Source organism: Roseateles sp. AC306, from assembly GCF_979253795.1.
The window spans coordinates 41,073-58,325 of sequence record NZ_CEEDEB010000011.1 but is presented as its reverse complement, the minus strand read 5'-3'; the positions used below and the strand labels follow the sequence as shown (position 1 = coordinate 58,325).

Sequence of the window (17,253 nt, the reverse complement as noted above, 5' to 3'; positions counted from 1 at the left end):
CGCCAGCCCGCCGCCAGATTGCCGCCACACCGACCTTCATGAGCCTTGCGCCCGACTCCAGCGACAACCCCGCGCTCAGCCAGGCGCTGCGGGAGCTGGACGTCATTCTGGCCAACGCCGGCGTCGGCGTCGTCTTCGTGAAAGCGCGCACGCTGATGCGGTGCAACCAGCGCTATGCCGAAATCTACGGCTTCGACAGCGCCGACGCCGCCGTCGGCCGCAGCACGGTCGAGCTCTACCAGAGCGAGCAGGAGGCCCGCGACCTCGGCCGCCGCGCCTACCCGCTGCTGGCCACCGGCGAAACCTTCCGCGGCGAGCAGCTGATGCGGCGCCAGAACGGCCAGCCGTTCTGGGCCCACCTGACCGGGCGACTCATCAACCCCGGCGACCCGGCCGATGGCTCGATCTGGATCGTCGACGACATCCACGAGCGGAAGTCGTCCGATGCGGCCCTGGCCGACCTGCATGCCGAGCAGCAGCTGATCTTCGACCACACGATGGTCGGCATCGTCTTCCTGCGCGGCCGCCGCGTCACGCGCTGCAACCGCGCCTTCGAGCAGCTCTTCGGTTACGAGCCTGGTGAGCTGGATGGCCAGCTGTCGCGCCAGTGGTACCTCAGCGACGAGGACTGGAAGGCCGCCGGCGACGCCTGCTACGCGCCGCTCGCGCGCGGCGACGCCTTCCATGCCGAGATGCTGCTCGCCCGCAAGGACGGCACGTCCATCTATTGCGAGGTGCGCAGCAAGGCCATCGACCGTAGCGACCTGTCGCGAGGCTCCATCTGGATCACGCAGGACATCAGCGCCCGCAAGCAGGCCGAGATGGAGCTGGTGCAAGCCAAGGCCCAGCTGGAGGCGCTGGTGGAGCAGCGCACCGAGCAGCTCAGTCAGACCGTTGCGGAGCTGGAGCTCAAGGTCGCCGAGCAGCAGGCGACCGAGGCGCGTGCCGAGCGCCTGGCCCTGTTCGACGGCCTGACCGGCCTGCCCAACCGCCACCTGCTGGCCGACCGCGCCAGCCAGGCCATCGACATCGCCCGCCGGGGCGACGAGCCGCTGGCCGTGCTCTTCCTGGATCTGGACCACTTCAAGAACGTCAACGACTCGCTGGGCCACCGCATCGGCGACGCGTTGCTGGCCCAACTGGCCGCGCGGCTGCGCGGCGCGGTGCGCGAGCAGGACACCGTCGCCCGCATGGGCGGCGACGAGTTCGTGCTGGTGCTGCCGCTGACCGACATCGCCGGCGCCGCCCACCTGGCCACCAAGCTGATGGGGCTGGCGAGCGCGCCCTTCCAGGTCGAGCAGCAGGAGCTGACCGTCACGCCGTCGATGGGCATCGCCATGTTCCCGACCGACGGCGACGACTTCGACACGCTGTGCAAATGCGCCGACGCGGCCATGTACCGCGCCAAGCGCGACGGCCGCAACGCCTACCGCTTCTTCACCAGCGAGATGCAGGCGCAGTCGGCGCGCACGCTGCAGCTGGAGAACGCGCTGCGCCGTGCGCAGGAGCGCCACCAGCTCAGCCTGCACTACCAGCCGCAGTTCGTGTTGGAGGCCGATGGCGAGGCCCGCATCGTCGGCGCCGAGGCGCTGCTGCGCTGGCATCACCCCGACCTGGGCTGGGTGTCGCCGGCCGAATTCATTCCCATCGCCGAGACCTCCGGCCTCATCCTGCCCATCGGCGAATGGGTGCTGACCGAGGCGCTCAACCAGCTGCGCCGCTGGGACGACGCCGGCCTGCCGGAGCTGTCCATGGCCGTGAATCTGTCGGCCGTGCAGTTCCGCCACGACGACCTGCCCGAACTCGTTGAGCGCGTGCTGGGCGAGGTCGGCATGCCCGCCAGGCGCCTGGAGCTGGAGCTGACCGAAGGCGCCGCGATGGACAACCCGACCGTGGCCATCGCCGTCATGAACAGGCTGCACGAGCGTGGCGTGCGCCTGTCCATCGACGATTTCGGCACCGGCTATTCGTCGCTGAGCTACCTGAAGAAGTTCCGCGTCAGCAAGCTCAAGATCGACCAGTCCTTCGTCCGCGACCTGACCGACGATGCTGAGGACCGCGCCATCGTCGACGCCGTCATCCGCATGGCCGGTGCCCTGGGCCTGGAGACGCTGGCCGAAGGCGTCGAGACCGAGGGCCAGCTGGCCTTCCTGCGCCGCCAGGGCTGCCAGGCCGTGCAGGGCTATCTGTTCAGCCGCCCGCTGCCGGCCCAAGCTTTTGCAGAATTCGTGCTGGCCCGAATGTCGACGGCCCCCGCCTCCCTCTCCGCCTACGCCGCCCTGCCATGAGTTTCGTTTCCCAACTGCAAGCCCTGACCCCTCAATCGCGCCTCTGTGTCGGCCTCGACCCCGAGCCCAGCAAGCTCCCCGGTGCCTGGGCCGGCGACGCGAGCAGGTTCTACGACTTCTGCGCCGCGATCGTCGATGCCACGAAGGACCTCGTCTGCGCCTTCAAGCCGCAGATCGCCTACTTCGCCGCTCACGGCGCCGAGGCGCAGCTGGAGCGCCTCATCTCGCACATCCACGAGGTCGCGCCCGGCGTGCCCGTCATCCTCGACGCCAAGCGCGGCGACATCGGCTCCACCGCCGAGCAGTACGCGCGCGAGTGCTTCGTGCGCTACCAGGCCGACGCCGTGACGCTGTCGCCCTTCATGGGCTTTGACTCCATCGAGCCCTACCTCGCCTATGAAGGCAAAGGCGCCATCCTGCTGTGCCGTACGTCCAACAAGGGCGGCGACGACTGGCAGATGCAGCGGCTGGCTGACGTGCCCGGCCAGCCGCGCCTGTTCGAGCACCTCGCTCATCTGGCCGAGACACAGTGGAACCGCAACGGCCAGCTCGGCCTCGTTGTCGGCGCGACCTATCCCGAAGAGATTGCCCGCGTGCGCGCGCTCGCACCGACGCTGCCGCTGCTGGTGCCGGGTGTTGGCGCCCAGGGCGGTGATGCGGCGGCCGTCGTGCAGGCCGCCGGGCGCAGCGCGCCGCTGGTCGTGAGTTCGTCGCGCGCCATCCTCTATGCGAGCAGCGGCGCCGACTTTGCCGCCCGCGCCCGCGCCGTGGCCGAAGCCACCCGCATCGCTCTCGCCTGACCATGCCGCGCGTCGCCAGCGACGACCTGAGCAGCCTCGTCGGCCACGCGGCGCCGCCCGAGCAGCAGCGCGAGCGCCTGCAGACCAGCCTGCGCCTGCAGGCCTCGCGCATCTTCCTGCTGGCCTGCGGGCCCGTCTTCGTGCCGGTGGCGCTGCTGCTCTGGGTCACCCGCGAGACGCATGAATGGCAGGGCGGCTGGCTGCCGCCCGGGCTGGCGTTGCTGATCGCGGTGCTGGCCCTGCTGCGGCTGTTGTCGCTGGCGCGCGCGCCACGGCGCCCGGAGCAGCCGCTGGCCGCGCTGGCCATGCTGACCCTGGTGCTGGCGCTGCCGGTCGTTGTGGCGGTCTCGCGCGACCTCGGGCTGTGGTCGCTGAGCCTGCCGTTGATGAGCCTGGTGATCGCCTTCGCGACCGGCCTGCACGGCCTGGCGGCGGGTTTGGCGCTCGCCGCGCTGGCGGCCGCCGCGCTCGCGGGCCTGGGCGTGGCCGAGTCCCTGGGCTGGGCCACGCATCCGATGGGCTCGTCGGCCCTCGGCTTGCGTGCCTTCGTGCAGGCCGCCCTGCTTGCGTCGGGCCTGGTGTCGGGCTACGGGCTGCTGAAGATGGTCAAGCGTTCGCTCGCCGAGGCCGACGAGCGCACGGCGCGCTTCCGCGGCCTGCTGGGCATGGCCGTTGACTGGTACTGGGAGATGGACCGCGAATTCCGCTTCACCCATGTGGCCGAGGAGCGCCCGGGCAGTTCGGGCCTGGACCTGGAGGCGCGCCTGGGCAAGACGCCGTGGGAGATCGACGGCATGGGCATCAGCGAGGACGAGCTCGACGCCCACCGCGCCGATCTCGAATCGCACCGCCCCTTCCACGGCATGGTGGCGCGCCGCCTGGGCCTGGACGGCAGCACGCGCTGGGTGTCCATCAGCGGCGAGCCGCGCCTGGACGCGCAGGGCAACTTCCGTGGCTACTGGGGCGTGGGCCGGGACGTGACGCACGAGGTCACCGCCGAGCAGACCGTGCAGGCCACCGAGACGCGCTACCGCGAGCTGTTCCGCCGCTCGCCCAGCCCGCTGGTGCTGCACCGCTGGGGCCGCGTCGTGGACGCCAACCCGGCGGCGATGGCCATGTTCGGCTATGCGCAGCGCTCCAGCATGATCGGCCAGGACCTGTTCAGCCACTACGAGCCGGGCGACGACGAGACGGCCCGCCAGCAGGCAGCGCGCCTGGAGGGCCTGGCACCCGGCGCCATGCAGCCCATGGCCGAGTACCGGCTGCGCACGCTGTCGCGCCGCCGCCGCCTCGTGCAGGCCACCAGCGTGCGTGTCGAGACAGCCTCCGGCCCCGCCACGCTGACCTTCTTCACCGATCAGACCGAGCAGAGCCGCGCCCAGGATGCACTGCGGCGCTCGGAAGGCTTGCTGTCCCACCTGGTGGCTACCAGCCCCGACGTCATCACGCTGACCGAGGCCGAGAGCGGGCGCTACGCGATGGTGAACAAGGCCTTCGAGGCCTTGACCGGCTGGAGCAGCACCGAGGTGCTGGGCCGCACGGCCGACGAGATCGGCATCTGGCAGAACGTGGCCGACCGCGCGGCCATCCGCGACGCGCTCCGCCGTGACGGCGTTGCCAGCAATGTGCCGGTGAGCTTCCGCCGCAAGGACGGCAGCGCCGTGGCCATGCTGGTGTCGGTGGCGCCCTTCGAGATGGACGGCCAGAACTACCTGGTGCTCTATGCGCGCGACGTGTCCGAGAGCGAGCGCACGCGCCTCGTGCACGGCGCCATCCTGGAGAACGCCTCCATCGGCATTGCGCTCACGCGCGACCAGCAGTTCGTGCTGGCCAACCCCCGTGTGGAAGCCATGTTCGGCTGGGAGCGCGGCGCGTTGATCGGCCAGCATGGCAGCGTCGTCTGGCCCACGGTGGAGGACTGGCAGGCCGCCGGCCAGCAGCTGGGCCCGCGCCTGGTGGCCGGCGAGCAGGCCGAGACCGAGCTCACCATGCGTCGCCGCGACGGCTCCACCTTTCTCGCGCGTCTGCTGGCCCAGGCCGTCGACCCCGCCCACCCCAGCCGCGGCGGCACGATCTGGATCATCGAAGACATCACTGAGCGCCGCCGCGTGGAAGACCAGCTCGCCCACGCCAAGGACGAGGCCCAGGCCGCCAATCGCGCCAAGAGCGCCTTCCTGGCCAACACCAGCCACGAGATCCGCACGCCGCTCAACGGCCTGCTGGGCCTGGGCCGCCTGGCGCAGCAGCCCGACCTCAGCGAGGAGCAGCGGCGCGACTACCTCAACCAGATGATGGACAGCGCCGAGAGCCTGTCCGGCCTCATCTCGGACATCCTCGACCTCTCCAAGATCGAGGCCGGCCGGCTGACGCTGGAGAGCCAGCCGTTCTCGCTGCGCGAGCTGCTGGCGTCCATCCGCCTGGCCTACCTGACGCTGGCTCAGGCGCGCGGCCTGACGTTCGCCGTCGAGATCGACCCGGCCCTGCCGGGCTGGGTCTTCGGCGACCCGCTGCGCACGCGCCAGATCCTGTCCAACTACCTGACCAACGCCCTCAAGTTCACCGCTCACGGCGGCATCACCGTCAGCGTGAAGGCCATGAACCGCAACAGCCAGGGCAGCGCGGGCGAATGGGTGCACATCGAGGTCAGCGACACCGGCGCCGGCATCGCGCCCGAACAGCAGAAGCGCCTCTTCCAGCCTTTCACGCAGGCCGACGAGTCGACGACGCGCCGCTTTGGCGGCACCGGCCTGGGGCTGTCCATCTGCCGCGAGCTGGCGGCGCTGATGGGCGGCGAGGTCGGCATGCGCAGCGTGGTTGGCCAGGGTTCGTCCTTCTGGGCCGAGCTGCCCCTGCCCGGCGCGCCCGCACCGATGGCCCACCAGCCCCGTGAGCCGCGTGCCAGCGGCGCCGCGCCCGAGGCCCTGCATGGCCGCCGCGTGCTGATCGCCGAGGATCACCCCGTCAACATGCTGATTGCCGTGGCACAGCTGGAGCAGTGGGGCATGGAGGTCGCCCAGGCCAGCGACGGCCGCCAGGCCATCGAGGCCGTGCATGCCGCCGCCAGTGTGGGCAAGCCTTTTGACATCCTGCTGATGGACGTGCAGATGCCCGTCATGGGCGGGCACGACGCGACGCGCGAGCTGCGCAAGCACTTCAACGCTGACGAACTGCCCATCGTCGCGTTGACGGCGGCGGCCCTTGTCTCTGAGCGCAACGACGCCTTCGCGGCGGGCATGAACGACTTCCTGACCAAGCCCATCGACACGCTCAAGCTGCACCAGACGCTGCTGAGATTGACCAGGGCCAGTTGACAATGCCGGCTCCAACAGGAGGGAGCCCATGAGCACTGCGCCACAGCGTCATTTCAAGTACTACGACTTGATCATGGCGGCCTGCGTCTGCGTGCTGCTGTGCGCCAACCTGATCGCCCCGGCGAAAGCCGCCCAGATCCAGCTGCCCTGGATCGGCCCGGTCACCTTCGGGGCAGACCTGTTCTTCTTCCCGATCAGCTACATCTTTGGCGATGTGCTGACCGAGGTCTACGGCTACGGCCGAGACCGCCGCGTCGTCTGGGCCGGCTTCGGCGCGCTGCTGTTCGCGGCCTTCATGGCCTTTGTCGTGGTGAACCTGCCGCCGGCGCGCAATGGCTTCATGGACGCCTATCAGTTGCACGTCGAGGCGATGTTCGGCAACACCTGGCGCGTCGTCGCCGGCTCGATGATCGCCTTCGCCGCCGGCAGCTTCGCCAACAGCTTCGTCATGGCCAAGATGAAGATCGCCACCAACGGCCGCTACCTTTGGGCGCGCATCGTCGGCTCCACCGCCGTGGGCCAACTGCTGGACACAGGCCTGTTCCTGGCCATCGCCTTCTGGGGCATCTGGCCGCAGGAGCAACTGCTCGCCGTGTTCGTCGCGCAATACATCTTCAAGCTGATCTGGGAGGCGGTGCTGTTTCCGGTCACGGCGCGCTTCATCGCCTTCCTGAAGCGCGTCGAGGGCCTGGATCATTACGACCGTGACACCAGCTTCAATCCCTTCTCCTTGAAGGTCTGAAGCCGGCCACCGCGGCAGCATGAAAAAAGGGCACCTCGCGGTGCCCTTTGTCGTTGATGGCGGTTGGCTTACAGACCACCCTTGCCGCAGCCGGAGCCGAGGTAGTTGCTGATCAGGTTCAGCTGGTCGGCCATGATCTTGCGCGTCCATGCAGGGCCGTGGGCGTAGTCGGCCAGCGCGTGGTATTCCACGGGCTTGCCGGCGGCCTTGGCCTTGTTGACGAACAGCTCCGACTGGATGATCGGCACGGTCTGGTCGCGGTCGCCGTGGTAGACCATCAGCGGGATCTCCATCTTGTCCGCCAGGTTCAGCGGGCTCAGGCCCTTCACCGTGGGTCCCTGCGCCGACTGGAAGTAGGGGTTGGTGAAGAACTTGGCCCAGATGCGGTCGATGTCGGACACGCCTGCGCCGGCGATGGCGCACTTGTAGAGGCCGTTCGGGCGCACCGAGGCGGCGAAGGCCGAATAGCCACCGTAGGAGAAGCCGAACATGGCGATGCGCTTGGCGTCCGCCAGCTTCTCGCTGACCAGCCACTTGGCGCCGTCGTCCTTGTCGTCCTGCATCTTCTGGCCCCATTCGGCGTCGCCGGCGTACCAGAGTGCCCGGCCCCAGCCCTGGGAGCCGCGGAACTGCGGCTGCAGCACGACGCGGCACTGCGACACCAGCAGCGGCACCCAGCCCGAGCCGTCGTAGTCCATCGTGTCGCGGGCCCAGGGGCCGCCGTGCGGATGCACGACTGCGGCATACGGGCCGGCGCCGCACAGCTGCGGGTTGGGCACGGTCAGGTAGGCGGGGATGTTCAGGCCGTCGCGCGCCTTGTAGTAGACGAAACGCGCCGTGCCGAGGGCACGCTTGTCCACGTCCGGGCGCTCCTTGGCCAGCAGCTGGATGCTCTGGCCACGCAGCAGGTAGTGCTCGGTCGGGTAGGTCAGGCCGCTGACGCGGATCAGGTAAGTGGGCGTCTCGCCGCCCACATAGCCGGCCAGCCGCACGGACACGCCGTCGAACGAACGCACGGCCGCGCGCTCGCCGCTGCCCACGCCGACAAACTCCTGATCGATCTCCTTGATGCCCAGCGCCTGGCCGACGCCGCGCACGACGGAGTCCAGCTTGTCGTTGACCCAATGAGTGTCGCGGCCCAGGTGGCCGTCGTAGGTGTAGCCGTCGTAGCCCTCTTCGGGCGGTGCGTCGTCGGTGCGGAAGGAGCGCACGCCGGTGGCGTCGAAGTACTTGTGCTCGAACAGCGTGGTGCCGGTCTTGCGGCTGGCGATGTCGTACTCGTACAGACCCGTGAACTCGCGGCCCACGTTGCTGGTGATGATGGCCGTGCCGGGCTTGGTGCCCACCGCAATGACGTCGACGACGTCGCGGTTCTTCACGTAGTTGCGGAAGTGCTCTTCCCAGTCGCCATCCTTGTTGCGGAAGTCGATGGCGACAAACGCGCCCTGGCCGTCGCTGTTCAGGCGTGATTTGGCCCAGACGACGCCCTTGCTGTTAACGAACACGTTGCTGTCGGATTCGCCCAGCCGCATGATGCGCACGGCCTTGCTGCTGCGCAGGTTGTAGCGGTAGACGTCGCGGTTGGAAGTGGTGGCCGAGTCGCTGACGACGATGACGTTGTCGGGGTCGGTCAGCAGCCGGTTCAGCACCGTCGGGTTGGCCAGCGCCGCCGCCTTCTTTGCGATCTCGGAGCGCGGGATCTCGGTGGCCGTCATCGGCTCGATCCAGGTCTTGCCCTCGAGGTCGGTGAAGAACAGCTTGTTGATGAAGACCTTGATGAACTCGTCACCGCGCAGGTCGTAGGGCTGGGTCATGTTGACCTGCAGCATGTCGTTCTTCAGGAAGGACACACTGGCGATCTGCATGTTCTTGGCGCCGATGACGGTCGGCTTGGCGGCCAGATCGGCCAGCTTCCAGACCAGGATGGTGCGGCTGTCGCCCTGGCTCTGGAGGGCAATCATGTGCTTGCCGTCCGGCGAGATCTGGAAGCCGGTCATGCCGGGGAATTGCGCCAGCGTCTCCACCGTGGGGACGCGGATGGGCGCGGCGGCCGCTGCCGACTGCGCCACCACGGCGGCCGGGCAGGCCATCAGAGCGGCACCGACGATGGCGAGCAGCCGCTTGTTCAAGTAGCTTTGCATGGAAATCACACCTGAAAAGAAAAAGCCCTGACAACCAGGAGGCTGCCAGGGCGATGGGTTGCTACCGGGTTATCAGAACGTCTTGGAAACGTTCACGAAGACGCGGCGACCGAAGTAGTCGTAGCCGCTGTACAGAGGCGCGTTACCCACGCGGTTGTAGACGCCTGACGAAATCACGGGCGGCTTGACGTCGGCCACGTTGCGAACACCGACAGTCGCCTTCCACTTGCTGACCGTGTCCTTGTAGCTCACGGAGACGGATTGCAGGAAGTAGTTCGGCGTGTCCAGCTTGAAGCGACTGGTGGCCGGGTCTTCCGAGTAGTAGGTGTAGCTCGAAGTCTTGCCGACCCATTCGACGCCGTAGTACAGATCCCAGTTCTTGATCGTGTATTTGACGTCCATGGCTCCGGACCAGGCCGGGCTGCCAACAGTGCCGTTCGTGTCGTCCAGCGCATCTTCGGCGAACAGCTTGTTGGCCTGCTGCTTGTATTCCGTCAGCGTCAGGTCGACCTTCAGCTTGCCGATGCCCACGTCGTTGGTGTAGCGACCCGTGAAGTCATAGCCGCGGACGATGTCCGTGGCCAGGTTCACGTAGCTGTCGTTGACGGTCAGCGCATTGGAGGTCGTGTTGCGGGCATTCACCAGACGGCAGAACCCACCACCCTGGCGGAACTGGGGGTCGTCGTAGCAACGCTGCAGGATGGAGGCGGTACCGGCGCGCGAGACGCCGTTGTCCACCTTCAGGTCGAAGCGGTCCACCGCCAGCGACAGGTCACCCCAGCCAGTCGGCAGGCCCGGCTGCAGCACGATGCCCCAGGAGGCGTTCTTGGACGTCTCGGCCTTCAGGCCGGCGGCGCGGCCACCGGAGTTGACGACGGTGATGCTTTGCGTCGCCTGGAAGCCGGTGGGCAGACCTTCGCTGGCGCAGTTGATGGCGCGCGGCGTACCGGCTTTGGCCGGATCGTCCCAGCTGTTGCAAGGGTCGCCGGTGTTGCTCAGGAAGCCGGTCGTGGGGCCGAGGAACTGCTCAAACAGCGCGGGAGCGCGGTAAGACGTGCCCTTGGTACCGCGCAGCGAGAGCCAGCTGGTCGGCGCCCAGACGGTGCCGAACTTGTAGGTCGAGTCCGAGCCATAGGACTTGTAGTCCGCACGACGCGCCGATGCATTGACCGTCAGCTCCTTGACCAGGGCCAGGTCCTTCAGCAGAGGCACTTCCACCTCGCCGAAGAAGTCGGTGGCCTGGTCGCTGCCGCGCGTAGGCGTGGACGTGGTCAGGTTGTAGAGGTTGCCGATCTGCGAGTCCAGCGCCGGGGTGTCGTCAATGGTGTTGCGGCGGAATTCCGCGCCGAAAGCAGCCTTCACTTCGCCGTAGGGCAGCTTGAAGAGGCCACCCGTCACCGAGGCGGTCACGACGTCTTCCTTGTACTTGGTCACCCCCGTCACGTCTTGGAAGACGTAGTTCACCCAGTCCTGCGGCAGTTGGCCGCCAATCACCCCAGGGGTCAGGGCCGGTGCGGCCACGCAGCCGGTTGCAGCGCCGGCGCAGGCAAAGCCGCTGCCGCTGGCGACGACGTTCAGGCTGTTCGCGAGGCGGTCCGTCAGGAAGGATTGTTGGGTGTACTTGCCCTTGCTTTCAGAGTGGACGGCCGTGAGGTCGTAGTCCCAGCCGGTCTTGGCGATAGCGCCGCGGATACCAACCGCGACACGGCCGAAGTCGACTTCCTGGCTGGAGGTGTCGTTGCCAAAGCCGATGAAGGCGCGCACGCCGACGTTCTGGCCATTGCTGGTGTTGACCGGGCCGGAGAAGGTGCTGTTTCTCAACTGGCCAGCCGGGATCAGCGGGCTGCCCTTGATGTAGTCCAGCGACAGCTGGCGGTAACCGACCTGCGAGGACTCGCGGCGATTCAGCAGCACTTCGTAGTACAGCTCGGCGTCACCAAACGCCTGCAGGTCGATGCCGCCCTGCGCGAACAGGTTGTGGTTCTTGACCGGGGAAATCAGCGAGCGGTTGAGCGTGCGCGGGTCGAAGGTGTCGCGGATGTTGGTGTTGGTGGTCGTGCCACCGCCAACGCCTTCATAACCTACCAAGCCGGTCGTGACGGCCGAGTTCGGGCGCCAGCGGTTGAAGGTAGTACCGGTCGCGCCCTGTGCAGGGACGCCAGCGATTGCGTTGGCGCCACTGAAGACGGCGCCCAAAGTGTTGATGGTCACGCCGTTGGAGCCTGTGCCCGTGATCGGGTAGCACTTGGGCTTGCCAGTCTTGGGGTCGATGGTGTCACCGCTGCCCCATTCACCCACCACACCGCCCACGCTGGTGCGGCGGTAGTCGGTGTTGCAGGTGGTCCAGTCGCGGTCGCCCAGCGCGATGGCGGTCATCTCCAGGTAGTTGTACGACGCCATGAAGCGCGTACGGTCGGTCACAAAGCCGCCCGCAATGGAGAAGTTGTAGGCGTTTCCGCCGCCGTCCACGGGCGCGGAGACCGAGCCGTCGACGGTGATGGAGGTCAGGTCCTTCTTCGTGATGATGTTGATCACACCGGCCACGGCATCGGAGCCGTAGATGGACGAGGCGCCATCCTTCAGCACTTCGATGCGGTCCACAACGGCATTCGGCAGGGTGTTCAGGTCAGCTGCGCCAACCGAGCCTCGAGTGCCGGACGGCGCCATGCGGCGACCGTTCAGCAGCACCAACGAACGCGTCGGCGCGAAGCCACGCAGGCCGATGGTGTTGGCACCTGGGCCGCCGTCGGTGACGTAGCCACCGAAGGCGTTGTTGATCTGGCCCTGGCCGCCGGTCACGGCTGTGCCCTGCAGGACCTGCCCCGTGGAGCTGTAGCCTGCCAGCGAGGCGTCTTCAGTCTTGATGACAAGCAGCGGTGCAACGGTGCTGTAGTTGTCGCGCTTGATGCGCGAGCCTGAGGTGACGACAACCGCGTCCAGCTTCTGGACGGGTTCAGCCTTGGGCGCGGGAGTTTCTGCGGCGGTAGCCGGCTTGTTACTGTCGGCCGGGGTTTGTTGTGCTGCGACATGCTGCGCAAACAACAGGCCGAGAACCGCGAGGGCGACGGGTTTGTGAACGGGTTTGAAACTGGAGAAATGGGTGGGCATAAAAAGGGTCCATCAAGGGGGTGCGTTTCAAAGCCATCCGACACCCGGGTAGGGCGGCGCAGCCTGCGGCTCGTCAACGACTTCGATGCTAGGGGGTGGGCTTAGTTACATGTGACCTTCAGCACGCACCTAGGGTCATTACCGATCCGTCCGGACCACGCGGCGTGACAGCAACGTTGCGGCCAACCAACAAGTGTGTCTCGCGGCTAACGCTCTGTGCCCCTGGCGTCTACCTAGCGGGGCAGCACGGATCCGTGTGGGGAAAATAGACATAAACCTTCGCATATTACGAACTCACAAAACGAAGGCGGCGAAATCAAACTGACTTGAATCTCGCCGAAACCCGTTCTCTTACTGGGCAGACAAATATTCGCGCCTGGTTTCTTACTGAGTTGAAAAAATACGTTGCTGGCGCCGAAAATACGGCCATGAGCCCTGACCAAGCCACTGCGACCCCCGATCTGTTGTTCGCCCTGCTGCCCGACGGCGGCCTCGCGCCTGACGGCCCCGACACGTTGGCGCCGCTGGCCGCGGCCCTGCACGCCCAGTACCCGAACGCCGCGACGCTGTCACTGCACCCGCCACTGCGTGACGCCGAGGGCCGCTGCCGCTGGTGGGCGGATGACACGCCCAGCCTGGAAGGGGTGGAGGCCGCATTGCCGCACTTGATCGGGCGGCTGCGCCTGGAGGCCGCCAAGCTGGGCCTGGCCTGGGAGCGTGTTGCGCTGGCCGGCGTGGGTGACGGCGCGCTGCTGGCGCTGGAGGCCGTGCAGGCGGAGCCGGCCCTGGTGGGCCGCGTGCTGGCCTTTGCCGGCGGCTATCTGTCGCGGCCCGAACACGCGCCGCAGGATGTCTGTGTGCACCTGCTGCACGGTCTGGCGGACCAGCGCTTCCCCTATCGCCATGTCGTCGACGCGGCCCAGGCCCTCGTCGACCTGGGTGCCGACGTGACGGCCGATGTGCTGCCCCACCTCGACCACGGTTTGCACCCGGCGCTCATCGCCAAGGGCATGGAGCAGCTGCGCACCTTCATCCCGGCAAGGCTGTGGCGGGCGGCGGTCGTCGCAGCTCAGGAGAGCGAAAGGTCGGCGAGCTGATGCGCCACGCTGCGCCGGTGATGTCGACCGGCCACAGTCGCCGGCCAGCCGGCGCCGCGACGCTGAGGGCTCAGTCGAGCACCACCTCGGTTCGCACCACCCCTGCCCGCTCCGCGCTCGCACTGAGCGCCAGCCGCGTGCCGACCGGCGCACGCACGACCCACTCGGCCACGGCGCGGTCGTCGGTGGGTTGCTTGTTGGCCAGGAAGGCGAGCTGGCTCTGCTTGGGCGCATGGCCTTCCAGTTGCGGCCCTTCCATGCGCTCCTTGCCGCTGACCAGGCTGATGGCCGGGTCGCCGCTGGGCAGGTGCAGCTCAAACATCACGCCGCGCACCGTCTTGCGCTCCAGCGCGCGCTGCGTCACATAGGCCGGCAGGTAGCCAGAGTTGGCCACGGCCAGGCGCACGCGCCACATGTCGGGGCCGAGCGCGCGCACCTCGGTGCGGATGAGTTCCAGCTTCGGCAGGCTCATCGCGATCTGCGTCATCCAGGCCGGGAAGCGCGCCGCCTCACGCTCGCGAAGGGCGGGCGGCGGGTTGCGCCAGTAGTTCATCTTGTCCCAGCCGCCAATCTCCACAGCGCCCAGTTGCGGATGCTGGAAAGGCGTCCATTCCACATGCGCCTTGCCGCCGCACTGCTCGTCGCTCCACTTCAGCAGCTTGAGGTCATCCTCCACCGAATGCTGGCGGTACCAGTCGATCCACTGGTTGTCCTCGACGCCGGCCTCTTTCTTGGGCGACCACAGCTCCACCACCCAGAACAGCGCGCCCAGGTGCTCGTAGACCCAGTCCTGCGTGCCGGTGATGACGTCCTTGGGGTGGTAGCGGAAGTCCTCGTAGATGCTGATGGCCGGGTAGCCGGTGTGCTTCTCGCCCAGCGCCGAGAACTGCTGGAACAGCCACAGGTCCTCGGGCGTCATGTCCTTGTCGCTGCGCGTGCCGCAGGGGCGCAGGATGACGCCGCTGTGGGTGTGGAAGCTCACCGCCGCGCCAATGTTGGGGTGGCTGGTGATGAACTCCACCATCGCCCGCACCTCGGGCTCGCTGGTCGGGTAGGGGCCGGCGCCGAGCTGCTGGAACTCCTGCCGCCATTCGCCGGGGAAGTTGCGGTTCAGGTCCAGGCCTTCGCGGTCCGAATTGACCTTCACGGTCAGGCCGTCGTGGTGCTTGATGAAGCCCTCGGGGATGAGGCGGTAGTACTCCCCGCCATGCTCGCCGGGCTCGCGCGCGACCATCAGCCGCGGGTCGGCGGCGTGTCGCTTGTAGCCGCCGTGCGGGTCGGGCACGCGCATGGTCAGGATGCGCCCGTCGCCGTCGATGTCCTCCACGGTCAGGCCGTCGACCGGCTCCTCCGTGTAGGGGTAGGCGCGCGTGGAGCTGCGGATGTGGCGCGGCCGCTCGGCCAGGGCCAGCTCGGCGCCGTCAGGGTTCAGGCGCGGCACGATGTAGAGGGTGCGCGTGTCCAGCAGGCGGTTGATCTGCTGGCTTTCAGCCGACGTGCCGCCGTGCTGCGTCAGCAGCTGATGCAGGTAGTACAGGCAGGTGGTGGACGCCGTCAGCTCGGCCGCGTGGATGTTCCCGTCAAGCCACAGCGCCGGCTTGTCGATGTCCATGCCGCTGGCCAGGTTGGTGACGACGACGACCCAGATGTCGCGGCCCTCGTAGCTCTTGCCGATGGCGCGCACCGACACGAGGTTGGGGCGCGCGTCGGCATAGGCGAACAGCAGCGCCGTCAGCTCGTCGTAGCGGTAGAAGTGGTCGAACCGGGGGTTGGGCAGGGCGACGGGCATTTGGCTGGCTTGGGTGGGATGCCCCCAAAAACTAGGGGCCTTTGTAGTGGCGCGGATTGTCCGAACTCGCCCTCCGGCATCTGCCAGGGTTTGCCCCGACCTTTGCCCTTTATTGACCCTTGAACAGCGCCTGGAACTGCCGCGACACCGGCAGCTTCTCGTCCCGGCCGCGCAGCGTGACCACCATCGTCCCTTCGTCCACGCGGATGGCGCGCGCGAGGCAGCGGCTGTTGACGAGCACGCTGCGGTGGATCTGCCAGAACTGCTCCGGGTCGAGCTGGGTCAGCAGCTCGCGCAGCGGCGTGCGGATCAGCGCCTCGCCGCCCGTGTGCACCACGCGGGTGTAGCGCGCGTCGGCCTCGAAGTAGATGACGTCCTCGGGCGGGATCAGCTGCACCTCGCGGCCCACGCTGGCCTGGATGGGGCGGGCCATCGGCCTGTGTTGGACCAGGCCCGCCAGCAGGCGCTGCAAAGCCGCCGTGTCGGGCGCCGGCTTTGCGAGCCGCGCGCGCAGCTTGGCCAGCGCCTGGGCGAGGCGTTCGTCGTCGATGGGCTTGAGCACATAGTCCACCGCCCCGGCATCGAACGCGGCCAGCGCATGGTCGTCAAAGGCAGTCACGAAGACGATCAGCGGCGGTGCGGCCAGCGCCGAGAGCCGGCGCGCCACCTCCAGGCCGGTGAGGCCGGGCATGCGGATGTCCAGGAAGGCGATGGTCGGCTCGTGCGCCAGGCAGTCGTCCCAGGCATCGGCGCCATTGGTGCTGGCGGCGACGAGCTTCAGCTCGGGCCACAGGCGGGCAAGCGCCGCGCGCAGTTGCTCGCGGGGCGCTTCCTCGTCGTCGGCGATCAGGGCGGTGATGGGGTTCATGGCATCAGCGTCAGTGTGGCGACACAGCCGGGGGCGGCGTCGGCCAGGGTCAAGGTGCAGGCGGGGCAGGCCTGGGCAAGGCGGCGGCGCGTGTTGGCCAGGCCCACGCCATCGCTCCAGCCGGGGGTCAGGCCGGGGCCGTCGTCGCGCACCGTCAGCACGAGTCGGTCTTCGTCGCGGCGGCCGGCGATGGCGATGCGCCCGCCGCTCAGCTGCGGCTCGATGCCGTGGGCAATGGCGTTCTCCACCAGGGTCAACACGAGGCCCGGCGGCAACTGCAGGTCTGCGTCAGCCGGCACGTCGATGCTGAAGTCCAGCCGCGCGCCCAGCCGCGCCTGCATGATGGCCAGGTAGCGCTTCACCATCTCCATCTCGTCGGCCAGCGGCTGCAGCTCGCGCTCGAACATCGGCAGCGTGGCCCGCAGATAGGCCGTGAAGTCGCGCAGCAGCGGCGCGGCGCGGCGGTCGCCGGTCTCCACCCAGTGCTGCAGCGAGGCCAGCGTGTTGAAGAGGAAATGCGGCTGGATCTGCGCCGCCGCCAGGCGGGTGGACAGGCGCAACGCGGCGTCCTGCTCGGCCAGCTCGCGCAGCCGCGCTTCGATCTGGTCGACACGGTAGATGGTCACGATCCACCAGCCCGACAGCACGGCCGTCAGCACCGCCAGCAGCAGCGGCGTGCCGCCGACCACCTGCTCGCGCCAGCCGGACTTGATCAGCGGCAGGGTGACCAGCGCGAGCACCACGGCGGCGCCGTAGCAGGCCAGGTTCAGCCGCTTGCGGGTGGGCGAGCGCCAGAGGGCATGTGCGACTGCGAGCGACGCCCAGGCGGTGATCAGCACGCCGGACCAGATCACCGGCCGCATGCCCCGTGGCATCTCGTGGGTGAAGATGGCCATCAGCAGCACGGCGTTGCCGTAGACGTAGTGGTCGATGGCATGGGGCCAGGGCCGACTGCCGGCGCGCGCCATCTCCTCCGCCGTGAACACCCGCTGCGAGCCGGGATAGAGCAGCCAGCGCACCCAGTCCGGGAAGCGGCGCGGGCTCTTGGGGGTAGGTTCGGATGCCATGGAGCGCAGTCTAGGAGGCCCCCCGGCCGGCGGTGGGGCCGT

10 protein-coding genes are annotated in these 17,253 nt (G+C 68.1%); 5 read left to right on the top strand and 5 right to left on the bottom strand.

What is annotated here, in order from left to right; translation table 11 throughout:
• Positions 1 to 38 precede the first annotated feature (38 nt).
• The 4 genes from AC0IZJ_RS19850 to AC0IZJ_RS19835 are packed head-to-tail and all read left to right on the top strand — an operon-like array spanning position 39 to position 7,141.
• On the top strand, positions 39 to 2,288 hold the full coding sequence (locus AC0IZJ_RS19850; protein WP_471853059.1) for a putative bifunctional diguanylate cyclase/phosphodiesterase: 2,250 nt from the start codon (positions 39 to 41) through the stop codon (positions 2,286 to 2,288).
• Positions 2,285 to 3,088 (top strand): orotidine-5'-phosphate decarboxylase, encoded by an 804-nt coding sequence (gene pyrF, locus AC0IZJ_RS19845; RefSeq protein WP_471853058.1) that lies wholly within the window; start codon positions 2,285 to 2,287, stop codon positions 3,086 to 3,088. Before AC0IZJ_RS19850 ends, pyrF begins: the two co-directional genes overlap by 4 nt.
• Positions 3,089 to 3,090: 2 nt before the next feature.
• On the top strand, positions 3,091 to 6,399 hold the full coding sequence (locus tag AC0IZJ_RS19840; RefSeq protein ID WP_471853057.1) for a PAS domain S-box protein: 3,309 nt from the start codon (positions 3,091 to 3,093) through the stop codon (positions 6,397 to 6,399).
• A 28-nt stretch (positions 6,400 to 6,427) separates the two neighbouring features.
• A complete protein-coding gene (locus AC0IZJ_RS19835; protein ID WP_471853056.1) occupies positions 6,428 to 7,141 on the top strand; it encodes a queuosine precursor transporter in 714 nt (237 codons plus the stop codon).
• A 68-nt stretch (positions 7,142 to 7,209) separates the two neighbouring features.
• Here AC0IZJ_RS19835 and AC0IZJ_RS19830 read toward each other — a convergent pair whose 3' ends face one another.
• Both AC0IZJ_RS19830 and AC0IZJ_RS19825 read right to left on the bottom strand, forming a co-directional pair.
• Complete coding sequence (locus AC0IZJ_RS19830; protein ID WP_471853055.1) at positions 7,210 to 9,282, bottom strand: alpha/beta hydrolase family protein; 2,073 nt, start codon at positions 9,280 to 9,282, stop codon at positions 7,210 to 7,212.
• 72 nt (positions 9,283 to 9,354) lie between these two features.
• Positions 9,355 to 12,390 (bottom strand): TonB-dependent receptor domain-containing protein, encoded by a 3,036-nt coding sequence (locus AC0IZJ_RS19825; RefSeq protein WP_471853054.1) that lies wholly within the window; start codon positions 12,388 to 12,390, stop codon positions 9,355 to 9,357.
• Positions 12,391 to 12,818: 428 nt separating this feature from the next.
• On the opposite strand from AC0IZJ_RS19825, the gene AC0IZJ_RS19820 reads away from it, so the two are divergent.
• Entirely contained in the window at positions 12,819 to 13,487 is a 669-nt protein-coding gene (locus AC0IZJ_RS19820; protein ID WP_471853053.1) for an alpha/beta hydrolase family protein, read from the top strand.
• A 70-nt stretch (positions 13,488 to 13,557) separates the two neighbouring features.
• Here the strand turns inward: AC0IZJ_RS19820 and AC0IZJ_RS19815 are convergent, their stop codons facing one another.
• The 3 genes from AC0IZJ_RS19815 to AC0IZJ_RS19805 all read right to left on the bottom strand — a co-directional run bounded on the left by AC0IZJ_RS19815 (position 13,558) and on the right by AC0IZJ_RS19805 (position 17,211).
• On the bottom strand, positions 13,558 to 15,276 hold the full coding sequence (locus tag AC0IZJ_RS19815) for a M14 family metallopeptidase (RefSeq protein WP_471853052.1): 1,719 nt from the start codon (positions 15,274 to 15,276) through the stop codon (positions 13,558 to 13,560).
• A 109-nt stretch (positions 15,277 to 15,385) separates the two neighbouring features.
• Entirely contained in the window at positions 15,386 to 16,144 is a 759-nt protein-coding gene (locus AC0IZJ_RS19810) for a LytR/AlgR family response regulator transcription factor (protein ID WP_471853051.1), read from the bottom strand.
• A complete protein-coding gene (locus AC0IZJ_RS19805) occupies positions 16,141 to 17,211 on the bottom strand; it encodes a sensor histidine kinase (protein WP_471853050.1) in 1,071 nt (356 codons plus the stop codon). Before AC0IZJ_RS19805 ends, AC0IZJ_RS19810 begins: the two co-directional genes overlap by 4 nt.
• Between the last annotated feature and the right edge of the window lie 42 nt (positions 17,212 to 17,253).